The organism is uncultured Algibacter sp. (assembly GCF_947487575.1).
In the GTDB taxonomy this organism is placed as follows: domain Bacteria; phylum Bacteroidota; class Bacteroidia; order Flavobacteriales; family Flavobacteriaceae; genus Algibacter_B.
On record NZ_CANKXG010000006.1, the window covers coordinates 79,748 to 99,425 of the forward strand.

Consider the following 19,678-nt stretch of genomic DNA (forward strand, 5'->3'; position numbering starts at 1 on the left):
TGGGCCTATTTAATAATGGCAGTAGCCGTTTTCAATTCATCATCTTTTGTTACCTCATGCGTTCCTTTTAATACAAATTGTTTATGATTAGTTTCTGGTAAAACCACGTTTTCTAAATTTAAAACTTTTACTTCATCAAATACAAATGCTGGTCTAAAATCTTTGTTTTCCAGTTTTAAATTTACATTTTTAAAAGTAATATCATTTGCATAGCGAACGTAAAACCCCCAAGCAGGCAGCTCTCCAAACATTGAAAACTCTGGATAATCTTTTATTTTATGAGGCACTTGTTCTAATCTACTTAAAGGCACATAAGCCATTCCTTTTGATGCTCTACCAGGATATGTAATATCTATATTTTCTATAATTACATTTTCTATATTATGCCCAGGAATACCTACAATTGAAGAAGGAAAAGGGTTGTGGAAAAAATCGACCTCTGGTCCTCTTAAATCGTAATTTATATCTGGTCTTCCAAAAGGTATTTCAACCTTTATATCTTTTATATGTACATTTTTTATAATTCCCGGTTGCTCGCCACCTCTGTGACCTAAGCGAATAAAAATACCATTCCCTGTATTTTTAGCAACAATATTAGACACACTAATGTTTTCTATAGCACCTCCATCAACACTTTCAATAGCTATTGCAGAACGAAATGTATCAAAAACATTAATATTTTCGATAGTCACATTTTTAAATCCACCGTAAGAAGCTGTTCCAAACTTTAATGCACTTGCACTACTTTTAATTGTACAATTTGCAATATATATACTATCGTTATAATACTTTGGAAAGTACGATTTTAAACAAATGCCATCGTCAGCAGAATCTACATCGCAATTAGTTATTTGTACATTTTTACAATCGGTAATATCTATACCATCATTATTCCAAAAGGCTCTATTAACTATTTTAAGGTTATCTAATTTTAATTTTTCACATAACTCAAAAGAAAGTCCCCAACATGCTCCATTTTGCAGGTTTAAATCCAAGACATCTACATTTTTGCACATTGAAAATCTAAATAATTTAGGTCTTGCCGTTTCATTGGGACGCATGCGCCTGTAATTATACTTTGGGTCTATACGTTCTCCTGAATGGTGTAAACTATCTATACTTAGTGCCAAAGCTCTCCCTTGTCCATCTATTTTACCTTTGCCGTAGATTTTAAAATTATTAGCTTTATAGGCTACTAAAAATGCCATATTCGAGTAATCGTCTCTCTTTGGAGATTCTGGTCGTTCTGGCATTGGCACATCTTTATAATCGTAAGGATTTGTACTCCCTAATAAAACAGCACCTGCTTTTAAATACAAGCTTACATTAGATTTCATTACAAGACTACCAGAAAGGTATTCTCCTTTAGGAAATACTAAAGTGCCACCATGGGCTTGATGAACTCTATCTATTAATTCTTGTAAAGCAACTGTATTTAATATTTTACTGTTACCAACTATACCATAATCTGTAACCAAATATTCTTTATTATTAGTCTTTTTTAGATACTCTTTTTTAACTTCACTTTGAGAGACATTTACAGGTGTTTCAGGTGCTTCTTTACATGACCAAAAAAATAAAATCAGTAAAAAAACATATAAAACAGAAATACTACATTTTGTCTTGTATGCCATGTTTAATTTTGTTTACCCCAGTCTTTATTGGGTGTATCTGTTAATTCAAATTGCAAAATGCCGCCTTTAGAAATTAAATTAAAGTCTATAATACTTGAGTTAATTTCTTCTCCATTCCATGTTACTTTTTGAATGTATATCTTTTTTGATGTTCTACCGTTTGTAATTATTTGCAACGGTTTATCATTTGTTTTTATAGTAATTTCATCAAATTGTGGTGTACTTAATGCCAACTGAGTACTTCCTGGAAAAATAGGATATAAACCCATTGTAGACCATACGTACCATGAAGACATGGTGCCTGCATCGTCATCCATTTCTTTGATATAACCATTGGGCGTATTGGTAAAAATTTTACGCGTAATGGGTTGTTCTAATTTATGGTGTGTTCCGTACCAATTATTCGTTTCCTTGTTTAACAATTGGTCGACTAACCTTTGCGTTTTCCATGGCGAATTTGTGTAATTATACAAATACGGCACTTGAATATCGGGTTGGTTACCTATGTTAAATAATTCGTTTTCAAAGAAATAATCTAATTGATTTTCAAACTCATCTTTACCTCCTATCATGGTTTGAATTCCCTTTATATCAAAAGGTACAAACCATCGGTATTGCCACAACGTGCCTTCGTACAATCCGTCTCCATGCATGATATCTGAATTTTCATCCATAGTTAAAAACTTGTCTTTCCAAAGAGTTTTATATTCAAAAGCTTTATCTCTATAAAATTTAGCATCTGCATTTTCTCCTAAAGCTTTAGAAATTTCTGAAAGCGCCCATAAATCATAACTCGATTCTAGTACATTATCTGGCGATTTAAACGGTAAATGTTCAGCTTCTGCTTTCATTTCTTCATAAATATCAGATAATGGAAATGGCAAAATTCCTTTTTGATATGCATCTAACACAATAGCTATGGTATGCTCTGTTCTAATGGTTAAGAAAGGTTCTGTTTCTGTTGCCCAATCAGGTTTCCCTTGTTTGTACAATGCTTTTAAAGACGTTAACATGTCTTTATATCTATTTGGATATAAAAATGAAAATAAAGGAAGTTTTGTTCTAAACGTATCCCATACAGACCAACCGTGATAATGCGATGAATTAGATTTGTATGGATTACCATCACTACCTCTAAACACTCCATTTTCATCATTTATAATAAATGGCGATTGTGTTGCGTGGTACAAATGTGTATAGAATAATTCCTTTAGTGTATCATTTTCTGTCTCTACATGAACAACATCCATAAGATTGTTCCATAATGTAAATGCTTGCTCTTTAACTTCAGAAAAGCTTAATTTTTCTGATAATTTTAAATTTTGAATGGCACTGTTTTCATCAACAACCGACAAAGCACATCGTAATAAAATATCTTGATTATTTTTAGTTGAAAACTTAAAAATTAATTTAGACTTATCTTCAGTTACTTCTGATACTTCATGATTAAACCTAATAGCGTAGTAAAATGTGTATTTACCTTTTCTACAAACATTAACGCTTGTTATTTTGCCACTAATGATACCATTTTCTACATGATAACTATGAGATACGGGACCTGCATAACTACTTGCTAAATCTATGGTAAATCCAGCATTTTTAGATTCTGGAAATGTATATTGATGAAATGCGACTTGCCTAGTTGCAGTAAGCTGCGTTTTTACACCGTTGTTTAAGTTCACTGAATAATATCCAGCTTTAGCTTTTTCACTTTCTTTTGAATATGTTAAACCTTTAGGAATTGAATCTCCTTTTGAAATAACAAAAGGTAATATTCTTAAATTTCCTCCTACGCCTCTACATCCAACACCAGAAAATCTGGTATTTGAAAAACCAATGATTTCTTTAGCACTATAGTCGTACCCAGAATGTGCTATTGGGTTTGTATCTGGACATGGTTTTACCATTCCGAAAGGAACACTGGCAGCAACATCTGTTTGCCCATGGTCGTTTTCTGTACAGATAAATGGAATTACGTAGTCAACATTTTGTTTTGATGAAACTACGTCAACATCAGTATGCTTTTTACATCCTAAAAACGCTAAGAATAATATAACTGCAAGATGAGGTTTAATCATAAAAAAAAAAAATCAAATTATAAAGGCAGACAAAAAACATTCATCTGCCCTTATAAAAACTAAACTAACTCAAAATAATTACTACTCAAAAATTAAAGTTTTGATGTGAAACCACTCTCTTTTCTCTCTCTAAGAAAAGAGAATGAATTACGCATTTAATAATTTGGATTTTGTTTAATTGCCCCCTCAGACAATGCTACTTCATTACCTGGAATTGGCCTTACTAAATGTGTACTTGAATTAAAAACACCATGATCTACATTATGTGGATTATATATATTGACACGCTCTTCTAATTTACCTGTACGTTTTAAAACCGCCCATCTGTCTTCTTCCCCTGCAAGTTCAACAGCGCGTTCATCAAGTATAGTATCTAAGTCAATTGATAAATAGTGATTTGCTACACCAGTTGCACGCTCTCTAACAATATTTAAATTAGCTAAAGCAGAAGTTGTATTACCCGCACCTAAATAAGCTTCAGCAGCTATTAAATGTGTTTCTGCAACTCTAAAAACAAAAGTATCTCTAGAACCTCCATTTTCAGCATCGAAATTTACGTCATCAAACTTTTTAAATATTGGAAAATTTGTTCTTAAAACATTAGATGAATATTGATAAAGAACACCTGGAATATTATCTGGTAGACCAAATAAATACTGATCTGGTTGATACACCCAATATCTTTCTAATTTATCTGCTAACTCTACAGCGTCTATAGCTGTTTTAGGATAATACACAATCGTATCACCTACAGCAACATTTTCTATTCCTTCAGGAGATGAAAATTCACCTGCTTCATCAGCAAATAGCACTCTATGCAAAGTAACTTCATCTCTAGCATCATTATCTGCTAACAACTCATAAAAACGAGGCGTTGGCATTAAGTTTGTATTATTAGCTCCATAAGGATTACCTCTTCCAACACCAACATAATTATCAACTGGATTCATAATTATCGAATGTTTTGAATTGTTTCTATCATCAAATTCACCATTTGATCCATATTGAACAGCAAAAAGAACTTCAGGATTTACTTGATTTCCATAATCAAAAACCTGAGCATAAGACTGACTCATTAAATCATAACTACCAATAGCTAGTTCTGCTAAATTAGCAGCTGTTGTAAAATCATCACTAGTACCAAAAGACTTATAAGCTCTAGTTAGATAAACATCGGCTAGTAAATGTTGAGCTGCACGTTTAGAAATTCTACCAGTTTGTGAATCATCTAGTAAATCAGGAATGGCCGCTTCTAAATCTTTAATAATTTGAGTAAATGTTTCTTCTTCGCTAGAACGCACATAATCTGTACGAATAGAATTTGTTTCCTCTAGCTCTAACACAATTCCTCCAAAATGCTTTACCAAATTAAAGAAGCCTAGTGCTCTTAAAGCTTTTGCCTGAGCAATACCATAATCTCTATCTACTATCCTTTCATCACTCCAATTAATTTGATTTTGATAGCGATTTATAACAGTGTTTGCTTCAGAGGTTAAAGCATAATTATGAGCCCAAAACTCTCCAGCACCACCATCACTTGTTGGCGTTAAGCCAAAGTAATCATTTAATGCTAAATTACTTCTTACATCATCCTGAGACGTAAACATATCCGTTCCAGAAAACATAATAGCATAATTTTTATAAACTGATCTTAATTTTTCATACACTGAAATCACTAATTGATCAGCGTTATTTTCATCTAAAAAGTTTTCTGCAGTTACTGCACCATAATACTCTTCTTCTATAAAATCGTCGCAAGCTATAAAAACTAAAAGCAGCAATAATAACAGGTTTTTTATTTTAAAAATTGATTTCATTTTCTTTACAATTTTAAATTTATAATGATACATTTAATCCAAACAGTACTGTTTTTGTGAGATAAGCAGCACTGTACGAGTTTTGTAATCCAGTTTCAGGATCTGGACCTTCATAATCAGTAAAAATGAATGGGTTTTGTATATCAATAGATAACCTCATAGCATCTAATTTCAACTTATCTAACACATTAGAAGGTATGGTATAAGTTAAACCTATATTACCAATTTTCACAAAATCAAACTCCTCATAATAATACTCTCCAGGATGTGCATAAGACAATGCAGGCCTTTTTGCATCAGGATTATTAGGTGTCCAATAATCTAAGTCAATTTTATTGAATTTAGCTTGGTCATTTTGATAAGGGGCAAAATTTTGATAAAATTCTGAATGCCCTACCGAACCTTGGCGTGTATTAATTTGTATTCTTGCTTCAAAGTTTTTATAACTAAACGTATTAGTCATACCAGCAATCCAGTCTGGGTTAACAGAACCAATTACAACCTTATCATCATTATTAATAACGTCATCACCATTTTGATCTACAAATTTATATTGACCAGGGCGAGCTCCAAAAACAGCAGCTTCAGCATACTCATCTAATTGCCAAATACCTTCATTTTCAAAAGAAAAAATAGCTGTAGGGTCTTCTCCCACTTTCAAAACACCATGACGACCCAGAACTATTTCTTCTACATCCCCATCAAGCCTTAAAATTTCTGATGTATTTCTTGAAAAATTAAAATTAGTACGCCATCTAAAATTATTCGTTTGGATATTTGTAGTATTCAAAGCTACCTCAAAACCTCTGTTTCTTAATTTACCAAAATTACCAGTAGCATTTGCAAAACCAGATATACTTACTAAGTCTCTTTGAAAGATAGCTCCTTCTATCTCTTTATTATAATAATCCAAAGTCAAATTAACTCTATTGCTAAAAAGCCCTAAATCTAAACCAATGTTAGTTTCTGTAGAAACTTCCCATGTTAATTCGTCATTTGACAAACCATTTACGAATTTACTATTCACAAACTCATCTCCAAACAAATAAGTATCACTTTCCAAAAAAGATTGAGATTGGTAAGGACTTACTGTATCTATATTTCCTGTTTGACCATAACTTAAACGTAATTTCATATTATTAAGCCAGTTAATGTCTTGCATAAAGTTTTCTTCAGTTACTTTCCAAGCTAATGCCGCTGATGGAAAGAAATCCCATTTATTATTAACTGCTAATCTAGATGCCCCATCATAACGTCCTGTTAAAGTTAACAAATACTTATCTTTATAAGAATAGTTTAACCTAGCGGCAAAAGAAGCTATATTTTCTTTTATGAAATTACTACTGTACGTACGTACATCTGTTCCATCTCCTGTATTAAAAAACAAAAATTCATCTGCACTTAAATTACGGGTCTGAATATTACCTCCTTCAAATTCTTTATGAAAAAGAGATGTTATAATAGTTGCGCCTAAATCATTATTTTCATCTAAATCAAAGTTTATATTTGCTATATTATCCCAAGTATAAGTAACTATAGATGATGAATTATAAATCGCTCTAGTTCTACTTGGATCATTTCTTGCAGCTTTAGTTAGCAATCCTCTGTATTCTCCAAATCTATCATAAACTAGACTAGGTGAAAATTGTGTTTTCAAGTTTAACCATTTTAATGGTTTATATTCTAAAAAGGCATTAGCAATAATATCAAAACGTTTTGTATTAACACGCCATGCGCCATCTTGTTCATAAATTGGATTTATAAAACGTTGATCTTGCTCATCTGGTAATAAATCTAAACTTCCATTTTCCTCAAATGGATTTACAGTTGGAGCTAAACGAAATGAACTTCTAAATAGCTCGCGACTCCCTTCTTCTCTTTCAGAAAATGCTAGATAAGTTTTTACTCCAAAAGTTAATTTATCATTAACTTTTTTCGATAAAGAACCTGATAAATTATACCTTTCAAAACTTTCAATCCCAACAACTCCTTCATCTTTTAAATACCCTACAGATGCATTATATAGAAGACCATCATTTCCACCAGAAGCCGAAACAGTATGACTGGTTTGAACTCCTGTTTCTTGAAACTTACCAATCCAATCCGTGTAACTTCTGTTTGCAACATTACTCTGTTCTTCAGCCCCTATATATTCAACCGAAGTATCTAAAACAATGCTATTGTAATCAGCTACAGTTGCAGGACCTGCATTTAGTAAGTTACCAAATTCTCTGGCTCTTACTACATCATCAACAAAAGACACATACTCATCTCCATTATAAAAATCAGGTGAATTTACAACACTACGTATACCAAATGTGGCATCATAATTAAATCGTGTCCTTCCTTCTATTCCACTTTTTGTTGTTATAATTACAACCCCATTAACACCTCTTGCTCCATAAATAGCAGTTGAAGATGCATCTTTTAAAACATCAATTTGCTTAATATCAGCTGGATTCAAAGCATTAATATTATCAACAAAAATACCATCAACTACATACAATGGCTGTCCTAAATCCGCAAATGGACTATCATTAACTCCATCATTCCCCTGATTATTATTTCTCAGAACACTATTACCTCTAATATTTATCGATAGAGGAGCACCTGGCTTATTATTAAGCGTTCTAACATCTACACCGGCTAAACGCCCTTGTAATGCTTGTGCTACATCTGTTTTGCGTTGTTCAATAATATTGTCACTTCCAATAGATCCTACTGCTCCTGTTAAATCTTTTCGTTTAACACTTCCATACCCAATCACTACTACCTCATCAAGTTGAGCAGTGTCTTCAGAAAGCTGAATGTTCAAAGGAGATTGTCCAGTATAAGTAACCTCAAAAGTTTGGAAACCTAGGTAGGAAAACACTATAACGTCTCCATTATTTGCTTTGATTTGATAATTACCATCAAAATCTGTAGCAGCACCAATCGATGTGTTTTTAACAAGGATATTAACCCCTGGGATAGGTACACTCTGTTCATCAGTAACAACACCAGACACATTATCTTGTGCGAAAACCGATAAAGCACCTATAAAAAAGGCAATCAATAATAGTTTTAGTTTTTTCATTTTAATAAATTTAGATTAGTCAAAATTATTTTGGTTAAAATTAAGTTAAGGCTTAAGACTTGATATGGAATTTTATATCAAAAACATGGAAATATCATTTAAAACAGATTAAATTATTAAGGTTTATCTCACATAAAAATACGTTAAAGTTTCAACTATTATTTAAGTTAACACATTCTATACATTTCTTAAATAGAAAAAATAAGGAGTATTAATGATTAAATAATCCATATAAATAAACTATTAATCCATCTTATCAAATATTGTTGTAATTAAATTTGTTTTAGAATGAGAAATTAGGGAATAAAACTTAAAATAAGTTAGTAGTATGAAAAAATCATCCATAAATCAACCTCTAGAAAATATAGAACATTGGGAAGAAGATTTAATTAAACGTTACCCAGACCCAGATACTAATGGTAAAGAAAAGGAAGACTTTAGAAACTACGAAGATTCGGATAGAGCTGAAACCGTGAGGGAGTTCTATAGACTTAACCATACGTTTCAAACCTACGATTTTGTTTCAAAAAAAGAAGCTGGTTTTTTAGAGTTTAATAGAAAAGAAATGTCTATTTGGGAAGCTGTTGATTTCTTAAACACCCTTGTTGATGATAGCGATCCTGATATTGACTTAGATCAACTACAACATTTATTACAAACGTCTGAAGCTATAAGAGCTGACGGACATCCAGACTGGTTTGTCTTAACTGGATTTTTACATGATGTTGGCAAAGTGCTTTGCTTATTTGGAGAACCTCAATGGGCTGTAGTTGGAGATACTTTTCCTGTAGGTTGTAAATTCTCTGACAAAATTGTACATGCCAATTATTTTGCTGACAATCCTGATTCAACAAACCCAAAATACAATACAAAATATGGTATCTATTCACCAAATTGTGGGTTAGATAATGTTAAAATGAGTTGGGGACATGATGAGTACCTATATCAAATCATGAAAGATTATTTACCGGAACCAGCATTATATATTATTAGATATCATTCTTTCTATGCACAACATCGAGAAAACGAATATAGCCACTTGATGAATGAAAAAGATGTTGAAATGTTTGAATGGGTAAAGAAATTCAATCCTTACGATTTATATACAAAAGCACCTGTTAAACCAGATGTTAAATCTCTAAAACCTTATTACCAAGAACTTGTTAAAAAATACCTACCCGACACGCTAAAATTTTAAGAACTAAGAAACTAACTAACCAGCCAAACAATAATGTTTTATACCTATTTAGGATTTTTTGGATTTACCTTATTCGTAATACTTTATACAACATATAAACTCCGAAAAGATAAATTCACAACTTCAAAAGGTTATTTTTTAGCTGGAAAAAGTTTAACAGGCCCAATCATCGCAGGGTCTATGATACTTACCAACATTTCTACGGAACACTTAATAGGAATGAATGGAAGTTCCTATAAAAACGGTATTATTATAATAGCTTGGGAGGTTACTTCTGCTATTGCTTTAGTTATAGCTGCCATTTATTTTATTCCGAAGTTTATAAAATTGGGGATAACTACCATCCCCGAATTTCTAGAAAGGCGTTTTGATGGTGTAATACGCTCTGTTGTGGCCTTTTTGCTAATGTCATCATTTATTATAACGCTTTTACCAATTGTTTTATATTCTGGAGCTATTAATATTGAAAGTGTTTTTGATTTTTCTGCAATATTCAATGTATCAAAAAGTGAATCGCTTATTTATACTGTTTTAGCCATAGGTATTATTGGTTCTATGTATGCCATTTTTGGCGGTTTAAAAGCTGTAGCATACTCAGATTCTTTAAACGGTATTGGCTTAATGCTAGGAGGACTTCTTATACCCACAATTGCCTTATATCAAATTGGTAATGGTAATATGTTTGATGGCTTAAGCACAGTGTACCATTTTGCACCAGATAAATTTGATATTATTGGTAAGCCAGATTCGGTGCTTCCTTTTTCTGTTTTGTTTACCGGGTTAATGATTAATCAGTTGTATTTCTGGGGAATGAACCAGGCTATTATTCAGCGAGCATTTGGAGCTAAAAATTTAGTCGAAGCTCAAAAAGGACTTATTTACACTGGTGTATTGAAGCTCTTTGTTCCTGCCATAATCGTTTTACCAGGTCTAATTGCTTATTACTATTTTCAAGACACCTATTATGCAACACCAGATTTGATATATCCTATGTTGGTAAAAAAGGTATTACCTTCTTATCTTTTTGGTTTTTTTGCTGCTGTTATTCTGGGCGCTGTTTTAAGCACATTTAATAGTGTACTAAACTCAGCAAGCACCATTTTTTGTTTAGATATTTACAAAAAGATTTTTAATAAAAATGCTTCTGATGCTAAATTGGTGAAATACGGCAAAATATCATCTGTTATTCTAGCCTTAATAGCTATTGCTGTAGCACCAATGGTTGCTTATGCCCCTGATGGTTTGTACCAGTTATTACAAGAACTAAACGGCATTTTCTTTATTCCTATTTCTTCTATTATAATTGCTGGAATATTCTTTAAACAAATAAATACTAAGGGCGCAAAAGCAGGACTTTTCTTTGGATTTACATTTTACATTCTAACCACTTTTATACTTAAAGTAAATATCCATTTTGTGCATTTGTGGGGTATTGAATTTCTTCTAAATTTTGCAATCATGTTTTTAGTTTCAAAAATGTATCCTTCAGAAATTAAAACGGATTATTATAGTATGAAACAAGAAGTTGTAGAAAAGTCTTGGCCTAAGGTTAAACTTTACGGCAGTATACTTGTTGCTTTAACTGTGCTCATCTATATTTTGCTATCGTAGGTAAAAGAATGATATAATAGCTTTAAAAAATCAACTTATAAAGAAACCCCTCGCCTCCAAGGAATAAAGTCGTTTTGATTCAATATTTTGGCTTTGGTTTGTATTTCTCCGCTTGCTACTTTAATGATAAATTCTAGCATTTCATCTGCCATTTCCTCTATTGTTTTTTCACCACGAATAACACCACCCGTTTCAATATCAATAATATCTGGCATTCTATTGGCCAAATCTGTATTAGAAGACACTTTAATTACCGGAGCTATTGGGTTTCCTGTTGGTGTTCCTAAACCTGTTGTAAATAAAACAAGATTGGCACCTGCACCAACTATAGCTGTTGTACTTTCTACATCATTACCGGGAGTACACAATAAATTGAGTCCAGATTTACCAACATACTCTCCATAATCTAAAACATCTTGTATTGGAGACGTTCCTCCCTTTTTGGCAGCTCCTGCAGATTTCATGGCATCTGTAATTAAACCATCTTTTATATTTCCGGGAGACGGATTCATATCAAAACCAGAACCTGATTCTACTACAGATTTCTCGTAAGCTTTCATTAGTTTTAAAAACTTTTCGCCTTTTTCATCATCTATACATCTATTAACCAACTCCTGCTCTACCCCACACAACTCCGGGAATTCGGCCAAAATAGCGGTACCATGCAACGCAGTTAAAATGTCTGAAACAGCTCCTAAAGTAGGATTTGCAGATATTCCCGAAAATCCGTCCGAGCCTCCACATTCTAAACCCACTTTAAGTTTAGATAAAGAAGCTGGTTTCCGTACTATATTATTTGCCTTTTTTATGGCTTCGAAAGATTCTTTTATAATCGTAGACAACATATTGTCCACTGTTCCCATCTGTTGCTGTTCGTATATTAAAACTGGCTTATTTAGATTAGGATTTATACTTTTTAAAGCGTCTTTAAATATATCTATTTGAAGATTTTGACACCCTAAACTTAACACAGTGGCACCAGCAACATTTGGATTGTTAACATAACCTGCCAATAATTTTGCTAAACTTTCTGAATCTTGACGAATGCCTCCACAACCACCAGGATGCGTTATAAATTTAACATCAATATTATCAAAAACTTTTGTAGTATTTTCAGTTATCTCTGTTGATGATTCTTCTCCTCTTACTAAAGCTCTTAACATGAGTTGATGAGTGCTTACTTGCTGATGTAAAAGCTCTTTTTCAAAAATATCTTTTAAAATTTCAACATTTCTATTTTCGCAAAATACTAGCGGGAAAAATAACCAAACATTTTCTGTACCTACTTGACCATCTGCTCTATGATAACCTAAAAAAGTCCTTTCTTTCCATTTATCAACATTAGGGGCTTTCCAAGTAAATTGAGCTGTTCTACCAAATACCTTTTCGGTTTCATGTTTTACATTCTTCGTCGTTAATACATCTCCTTTGTTAATCACGCCATTAGCTTTTCCCACTAGAACACCATACATAATAATACTATCGCCCAAGTTAAAATGCTCTAAGGCAATTTTATGTTTAGACTTTGTATTTGATATAATTTTAATATCCTCTTCTTCAAAGGAAATAATCTCTCCTGCTTTTAAATTTACCAGAGTAACTGCAACATTGTCTGAGGTGTTTATTTTTATAAGCTTTTTTAACATCTTGTAAACTGTAATTCGTGTTGTTTAAATTTAAAACTGTTGACTATAATTCGCAAAGCCTTTTTCAATACCATTGGTCTCTATTTCTTTTAATGCAAACGCAATGGCTTCTGTTAAATTTTCAACATGCGTTAAATCTTCCCCCCAATAATCTTCAATACTTAAAACACTTTCGGCCACCAGAAAATAATCATTAGATTTCCATATTTCAGAAAATTTTAAAACAATAGCCTCACTATCTTGAACAGGTAAAGTATTCCCTTGCCACATTCCTTTATAAAAACGTATTAAGCAAGCAAAAGCAAAGGTTAAGTTTGTTGGTACTTTATTGTGAATATTTACATATTCTAATAAACTAGGTAGTACTCTTACTTTAAATTTTGATATTGAATTTAAAGCAATACTCGATAAATTATGACTAATAAAAGGATTTCTAAAACGGTCAAAAACTTCATCAGCAAAACTATTCAATTCACTTTTATCCATATCTAATGTATCTATAATTTCATTAAATACAGCGGTATTGATAAACGCACCAGTAAATGAATTATCTACAGATTGTTTTACTGTTTTGTTCCCATAAAGCAAAGAAAAAGGCACCATTGCGGTGTGTGCACCATTTAATATACGAACCTTTCTGGTACGGTAAGGTTGCATATCATTTACAATCTTAACATCTAATTTTGTTTTATCAAATGGTAGTTTCTCTTTTAATGTATTTCCGCCTTCTATAACCCATAATAAAAAAACTTCTGCGGCTACGATTAAATTATCTTTATAATCTAGCTTAGCGTTATATAGTTCTATTTCATCTTTTGGATAACCGGGTACAATTCTATCTACCAAAGTATTATGAAATGTATTACTTTCTAATAACCATGTTTTAAAACCGTTTTCCAACTTCCAATCGGAAACATATTTTAAAATGATTTCTTTTAATGTTTTGGCATTGTAATTAATAAGTTCGCAAGGAATAATGGTTACCCCTTTATTAGTAGCACCTTTAAAATGTTTAAATCTTTCGTACAATAGAACCGTTAGTTTTGCCGGAAATGAACTTGGTGGTTTCATGTTTGGAGAATCAGTACTTACATAAGCAATACCTGCCTCGGTTGTGTTAGAAATGATAAATTCTAACGATTCTTCTTTTGCTAAACTTAAATACTCTTCAAAATTAAGATACGGGTTAACACCTTTTACAATATTTTCTATGAGTTCAACCTCTTGAATTTCTTCTCCTTTCTTAACCCCTTTCATGAAAAGCGTGTATAAACCATCTTGGTTATTTAGCATTTCTACCAAACCCTTATCAATTGGCTGAACTACAGCTATTCCTCCATTAAAAGTTGCCTTTTTGTTTAACTCCTGAAAAGCATATCCAACAAAAGCCCTTAAAAAATTACCTTCTCCAAATTGTATGATTTTTACAGGTGGATGTTCCGTTAATCCTATATTTTTTCTATGTAGTAGAGGTTTGTTGGTTTTTGTCATTTCAATTTAAAATTAACCTATATATTTTTGAGTAATATAATACTTTACAGGAAAGTTATTGTTTAATTAAAGGGTTTTCCGCTGTCATTTTAAAAATTAATTCTCCCCCATTTATAATTTCTTCGTGAGTGATATAATTTCTATTTAATACTTCTCCATTAAGAGTAACAGATTCAACAATAAAATTATCATCACTAATATTTTTAGCTTTTATATTGAACTTATTACCATTTGGAAGCTTTATAACCACTTCTTCTACCTGTGGTGCTCCTAAAACATAGTGTCCTCCTGTTGGATTTACTGGATAAAAACCAAGTACACCAAACATATACCATGCAGACATTTGCCCACAATCGTCATTCCCCATCAAACCATCTGGTTTTGTGTAATAATATTCATCAATTAGTGTTTTTATGATTTTATCTGTTTTATAGGGTTTATCTGAATATTTGTACAAATAAGGCAAATGGTGACAAGGTTCATTTCCATGCCAATATTGTCCGTACGTACCATGAATATTCCAAACCAAAGTTTTTACCTCTGGTTTAGATTCTGAATAAAATAGATTGTCTAGTTTTTCTCCAAATTCTGTTTTACCTCCCATAATAGCAACCAAACCTGAGATATCGTGTAAGACATGAAATTGATAATGGTATGCATTACCTTCTGTAAAATCTGAACCTTTAAGCCATTCGCCAACCACTTCAGATAAATCTACCTCTTTTTTAAATTTTCCTTTAGCATTTTTACCTCGCATAAAACCACTTTCTTTGTCATATACATTTTTATAATAAGCAGCTCTTTTTTTAAGGAAGTCAGCCTCTTTTTGTTTTCCTAGTTTTTCAGCAAGTAAAGCCCCTGCATAATCGTCGTATATATTCTCCAAAAGACGTGATACCGTTTCTCTACCATCATCAATACTAGACAGTTTAACATCGTAAGGAATATATCCAAAGGAATCTATCAATTCTACATGATTGCGGTAATGTGGTTTGGTTAAAGATGTCCAAACAGCATCAAAAATTTCCTCATCACTATAACCTTTTGGTTTTATGCCTTTTAAATAAGCATCAACAATTACAGGTACAGCATGGTTACCAACCATAGTATGCGTTTCTTGCCCCCAAAGTTGCCATCTTGGCAAGTATTTATTAGCTTCTTTGAGATTTAATGAATCAACAGTCATAAATTTATAACTATCAAGCATAGAGGTATTAATATCGCTTACTAAATCTGGACTAAGAATTGTGTACATTGGGTTTGCCGCACGATACGTATCCCAGAGAGACAATGTTGAATAGTATTTACCGCTAGTTGCTTTTTGTACACCCGAATCGGCACTTCTAAATCTTCCATCTACATCTGCAATATTATTAGGTTGAATATAAAGATGGTACAAGCTAGTATAAAACGCTACTTTTTTATCTTCGTTTCCTTTTAAGTGAAACTTTGCTAATATGTCATTCCATTTTTTGTTGGTTGCTGCTCTAATGGAATCAAAACTATTCCATGTATTAATTTCAGCATCTAGGTTCTTTTTAGCCTCTGCTATTCCTACTGTAGATACTCCTATTTTTACTTCAAGAACTTTAGTGCCTTCCATTTCAAAATCTAGAATATAGCGTGGTGCCTTTTCATCCTTGTTTTCTGGTGGTGTTAGCTCTTGCTTTTTTACAATTTTCTTATTGAATTTAATTACATAATACAAATCTCTGGGCGCCCACACCCTAGCTTTTCTATAGCCAGTTAACGTATAGTCGTCTTCAAATTGTTGATTAGCTTCTAAAATATTTAAAGGAATTTCATTGATATCCCAAGAGACACCGTATTGTAAATCAATCAATAGTTTTGCATTTTTTTCATTGTCATAAGTGTACCTATGATATGCCACTCTTTCTGTAGCCGTTAACTCTACCTGTACTTTAAAATCATCTAAATACACCTTGTAATAACCGGGTTTGGCTATTTCAGAGTCTTTAGTGTATGTAGATTTATAGTTAAATCTAGATTCACTATTAATAGTATCTGTGTTTAAAGGTTGTAATAAAATATCGGACATAGAAGGACACCCAACTCCATTTAAATGTGTTTGAGTAAAGCCTATTAACCAAGGATCGTTGTACTGATAACCAGCAATATGATCCATTTCATATCCTTTGTAATGAATATTATAAGATTCTGGACTTGGTTGCACCATTCCTAAGGGCGTTGTTGCTCCTGGAAATGTATGTCCTTCGTTTTGGGTTCCTATAAATGGGTTTACGTAGGAGGTATAATCCACTGCGTGAATTGGTGCTTTTTGTTTTGATTTTTTTGTGCAACTCGACACGAAAAAAACCATCAATAAAATAAGCTTTATATTTATTATTCTAGTCTTCATAAAAGTTTTTTTAATTATAAACAATACTATTTTTTCGCTTCAATTATTCACTAATTGAAGCATGTCTATCTCCTTTCAAGGCTCCCCAATCTTTATTAGGGTTTGGTCCCATTTCAAATTCTAAAGTACTACCGTTCATAACAGCATCGTGATGTATCCATGACTTAGTGTAAGGCTTTCCATTTAATGTAGCAGATTGTATGTACACATTTTCTTTTGAATTGTTATTCGCTATTATAGTAAAGACTTTACCATTTGCAAGATCTATACTTACCTTTTTAAATGCGGGGCTTCCTATTTGATAGGTTGGACTTCCGGGGCAGGTAGGATAAAATCCCATGGCTCCAAAAATATACCAAGACGACATTTGTCCGCAGTCTTCATTACCAGGCAAACCACCAGGAGTATCTTCAAAATTATCATTAATTAATTCTCGGATAAGCTTTTGAGTTTTCCATGGTGCTCCAACGTAATTGTATAAATATGGGGAATGCATGGAATATTCATCGCCTACGTAATAGAAGTCGTTTTTAAAGAAATGGTCTAAGTATTCCTCTAGTTTATGATTGCCTCCCATAAAATTGGCTAATCCTTGCACATCATGCGGGGCAAAAAGTGTAATGTTCCTAAAATAATTTTCTCTGTCCTTGTCGCTTCCATACGCCCACCCACTAATTGATGGGTCGTTAGCATCTCGCCAAGAACCATCGGCATTTCTTCCTCTAACCAATTTTGTTTCGGGGTCTAGCATATTTTTATAATATAGAGCACGTTTCATGAATTCATCATAGATATCTGTTTTACCCATAGCTTTCGCCATTTGTGCGATACAATAATCATCATAAGCAAACTCCATGGTTCTTATGGCAGACTCTCCATATTTATCAGTAGGTACATACCCTAATTTTTGATACTCTAAAATTCCTGCACGCGCCACATAACGACCAGTACTTTTAGTAGTTGCATTTTTCATCATGGCTTCAAACGCTTTATCAACATTATAGCCTCTGATTCCTTTTACATAGGCATCCGAAATTACAGCATCGCCATGTGTACCATGCATAATGTTTGAATAGCCTGGACTTGGCCATTTTGGAATCCAACCGCCTTCATCATAAGAGTTAAGCAACGCTTCAATCATTACTGAAACCTTCTCAGGTTCAAGAAGTATAAGCAATGGATGTTCCGAACGGAATGTATCCCATAAAGAAAAATCAGTATACATAACTCCTGGCATTACTTTGCCATTAAACGCACTATAATGATAACCATCTTCTGTTATATTTCTTGGTAAAAGCATACAACGTTGTAAAGCGGTGTAGAAAATTTTCTTATCTGTTTCTGAGGCTTCAATCTTGATTTTACTTAATGCTTGATTCCATTTATTTTTGGTTTCTTCTGCTGTTGTTTCAAAATCCCAATGATTAATTTCACTATTTAGATTTTTTCTTGCATGGTCTATACTTATAAAAGAAGTCCCAATTTTAACTTGTACTTTTTCGCCTTCGTTAGTTTTAAAAGATACATGAACTGCATTAGCCTCAGCGCCTTTAGTTGCCATTAGACTAATTTGTTCTGGCGTATGTGTTACTGGAGGTGCGCAACCAAACTTTAATGTAGCACCGCCACCACTATCAAAATATTCAATTTTAATGCTATATGTTTTAGTGGCTTCTAAAGAAATGCTATACGTATCAGTAGTTGCACCTCGATTATACCAAGAATCTATAACTAATTTTTCATCTATAAATAAGCGTACGCCATCATCACTAGTAACATAGAATTTATGAATTCCTGATTGTTTTGTTACGAGTTCACCAATGTATTTTGCTGAAAATAGATCTGGTTTTATGCCTGCAAAAGGAGATCCGCTCCACTCGAAATCTATAATAGCATCATTTCTTGTAACACTTGGTTTTCCAGATAAGTTTAGATTGTTATAAAATTCACCTGTAAATCCTTCAGGAAATAGTAGAGATGTCTTAGTTATATCAGGTTTTGGTACTATCGTAAAACTATCAAAAGGCTTACTAAATTTTGCCACAAAATACGATGCAAATTCTCTGCCGGTATAGCCCATATTTCCAGTTCTACCCGTATTGTCTGTATAACCTTCTATCTCATTTTTTTTTGGATTTACACGAAAATAACCATGGGCAACAGGGTTATCTATAATAATATGGGATTCTTTTGATTCTGGATACGTAAACTGTAAAAACTTAGCTTTAGTAACAGCAGTTAATTCTGCTTTAATATTGTAATCCTCTAAAGTAACAGAATAATAATGTGGTTTTGCTATTTCATTAGCATGGTTAAATGTGGATGCGCGTTCTTCTGGTGTAATTTTTAAATCTCCAACCATAGGCATTATAGTTAGCGAACCATATTCAGACATAGAGGCTCCGTTTGGATAATGCGTACTTCTAAATCCTTGAGTTTTTTCATGCTCCCACCAATACGGAATATCTTTTTTTGTGGTTTGTGGGCTAATCTGTGTCATTGCAAAAGGTGCTCCAACACCAGGATAAACATGTCCTTGCGGTAATTCGGCTTGACTTAAGGTAGATTTACCAGACCATGGTTTTGTTCCTATTCGTGTATCAATGTAATCTATTGGAGAATTTACTTCGGTAAGTGAATCTTGAGTTTTATTAGGATTACAACTTACTGTTAAAAGCGTACCTATTACTAATGTATATACTAATTTTGAGGATACTGTTAAGGTTACGCTTTTCATATATTTCTAA

10 protein-coding genes are annotated in these 19,678 nt (G+C 32.7%); 2 read left to right on the plus strand and 8 right to left on the minus strand.

Annotated features, from left to right (window positions below; translation table 11 throughout):
• Window positions 1-5: 5 nt before the first annotated feature.
• From Q0870_RS07835 to Q0870_RS07850, 4 genes are all read right to left on the minus strand, one after another.
• Window positions 6-1,634 (minus strand): glycosyl hydrolase family 28 protein, encoded by a 1,629-nt coding sequence (locus tag Q0870_RS07835; RefSeq protein ID WP_298554165.1) that lies wholly within the window; start codon window positions 1,632-1,634, stop codon window positions 6-8.
• A 2-nt stretch (window positions 1,635-1,636) separates the two neighbouring features.
• The gene (locus Q0870_RS07840; protein WP_298554168.1) at window positions 1,637-3,712 is read right to left on the minus strand and encodes a GH92 family glycosyl hydrolase; all 2,076 of its coding nucleotides are present in this window, start codon (window positions 3,710-3,712) and stop codon (window positions 1,637-1,639) included.
• A gap of 155 nt (window positions 3,713-3,867) precedes the next feature.
• Entirely contained in the window at window positions 3,868-5,529 is a 1,662-nt protein-coding gene (locus Q0870_RS07845) for a RagB/SusD family nutrient uptake outer membrane protein (protein WP_298554171.1), read from the minus strand.
• Window positions 5,530-5,548: 19 nt separating this feature from the next.
• A complete protein-coding gene (locus Q0870_RS07850; protein WP_298554173.1) occupies window positions 5,549-8,605 on the minus strand; it encodes a TonB-dependent receptor in 3,057 nt (1,018 codons plus the stop codon).
• Window positions 8,606-8,933: 328 nt separating this feature from the next.
• Between Q0870_RS07850 and Q0870_RS07855 the strand changes: the two genes are divergently transcribed.
• Both Q0870_RS07855 and Q0870_RS07860 read left to right on the plus strand, forming a co-directional pair.
• Window positions 8,934-9,803: an inositol oxygenase family protein gene (locus Q0870_RS07855; RefSeq protein WP_298554174.1), complete on the plus strand. Its 870-nt coding sequence runs from the start codon at window positions 8,934-8,936 to the stop codon at window positions 9,801-9,803.
• A gap of 33 nt (window positions 9,804-9,836) precedes the next feature.
• Window positions 9,837-11,414, plus strand: a complete 1,578-nt coding sequence (locus Q0870_RS07860; RefSeq protein ID WP_298554176.1) for a solute:sodium symporter family transporter — start codon at window positions 9,837-9,839, stop codon at window positions 11,412-11,414.
• Window positions 11,415-11,449: 35 nt separating this feature from the next.
• Here the strand turns inward: Q0870_RS07860 and Q0870_RS07865 are convergent, their stop codons facing one another.
• Genes Q0870_RS07865 through Q0870_RS07880 form a run of 4 tightly spaced genes read right to left on the minus strand, consistent with a single transcriptional unit; the run spans window position 11,450 to window position 19,668 of the window.
• Window positions 11,450-13,060, minus strand: a complete 1,611-nt coding sequence (locus Q0870_RS07865; protein WP_298554178.1) for an altronate dehydratase family protein — start codon at window positions 13,058-13,060, stop codon at window positions 11,450-11,452.
• Window positions 13,061-13,090: 30 nt separating this feature from the next.
• Window positions 13,091-14,551, minus strand: coding sequence for a tagaturonate reductase (locus tag Q0870_RS07870; protein WP_298554180.1), 1,461 nt, complete (start codon window positions 14,549-14,551; stop codon window positions 13,091-13,093).
• Between the two features lie 55 nt (window positions 14,552-14,606).
• Window positions 14,607-16,931 (minus strand): GH92 family glycosyl hydrolase, encoded by a 2,325-nt coding sequence (locus Q0870_RS07875; RefSeq protein WP_298554182.1) that lies wholly within the window; start codon window positions 16,929-16,931, stop codon window positions 14,607-14,609.
• 43 nt (window positions 16,932-16,974) lie between these two features.
• Window positions 16,975-19,668, minus strand: coding sequence for a GH92 family glycosyl hydrolase (locus tag Q0870_RS07880; protein WP_298554184.1), 2,694 nt, complete (start codon window positions 19,666-19,668; stop codon window positions 16,975-16,977).
• Window positions 19,669-19,678: the final 10 nt, after the last annotated feature.

Bases quoted from the DNA above. Each gene is read 5' to 3' on its own strand.
- Q0870_RS07875 (WP_298554182.1), bottom strand. From the start codon at position 16,931: ATGAAGACTAGAATAATAAATATAAAGCTTATTTTATTGATGGTTTTT.
- Q0870_RS07865 (WP_298554178.1), bottom strand. From the start codon at position 13,060: ATGTTAAAAAAGCTTATAAAAATAAACACCTCAGACAATGTTGCAGTT.
- Q0870_RS07870 (WP_298554180.1), bottom strand. From the start codon at position 14,551: ATGACAAAAACCAACAAACCTCTACTACATAGAAAAAATATAGGATTA.
- Q0870_RS07840 (WP_298554168.1), bottom strand. From the start codon at position 3,712: ATGATTAAACCTCATCTTGCAGTTATATTATTCTTAGCGTTTTTAGGA.
- Q0870_RS07880 (WP_298554184.1), bottom strand. From the start codon at position 19,668: ATGAAAAGCGTAACCTTAACAGTATCCTCAAAATTAGTATATACATTA.
- Q0870_RS07850 (WP_298554173.1), bottom strand. From the start codon at position 8,605: ATGAAAAAACTAAAACTATTATTGATTGCCTTTTTTATAGGTGCTTTA.
- Q0870_RS07860 (WP_298554176.1), top strand. From the start codon at position 9,837: ATGTTTTATACCTATTTAGGATTTTTTGGATTTACCTTATTCGTAATA.
- Q0870_RS07835 (WP_298554165.1), bottom strand. From the start codon at position 1,634: ATGGCATACAAGACAAAATGTAGTATTTCTGTTTTATATGTTTTTTTA.
- Q0870_RS07845 (WP_298554171.1), bottom strand. From the start codon at position 5,529: ATGAAATCAATTTTTAAAATAAAAAACCTGTTATTATTGCTGCTTTTA.
- Q0870_RS07855 (WP_298554174.1), top strand. From the start codon at position 8,934: ATGAAAAAATCATCCATAAATCAACCTCTAGAAAATATAGAACATTGG.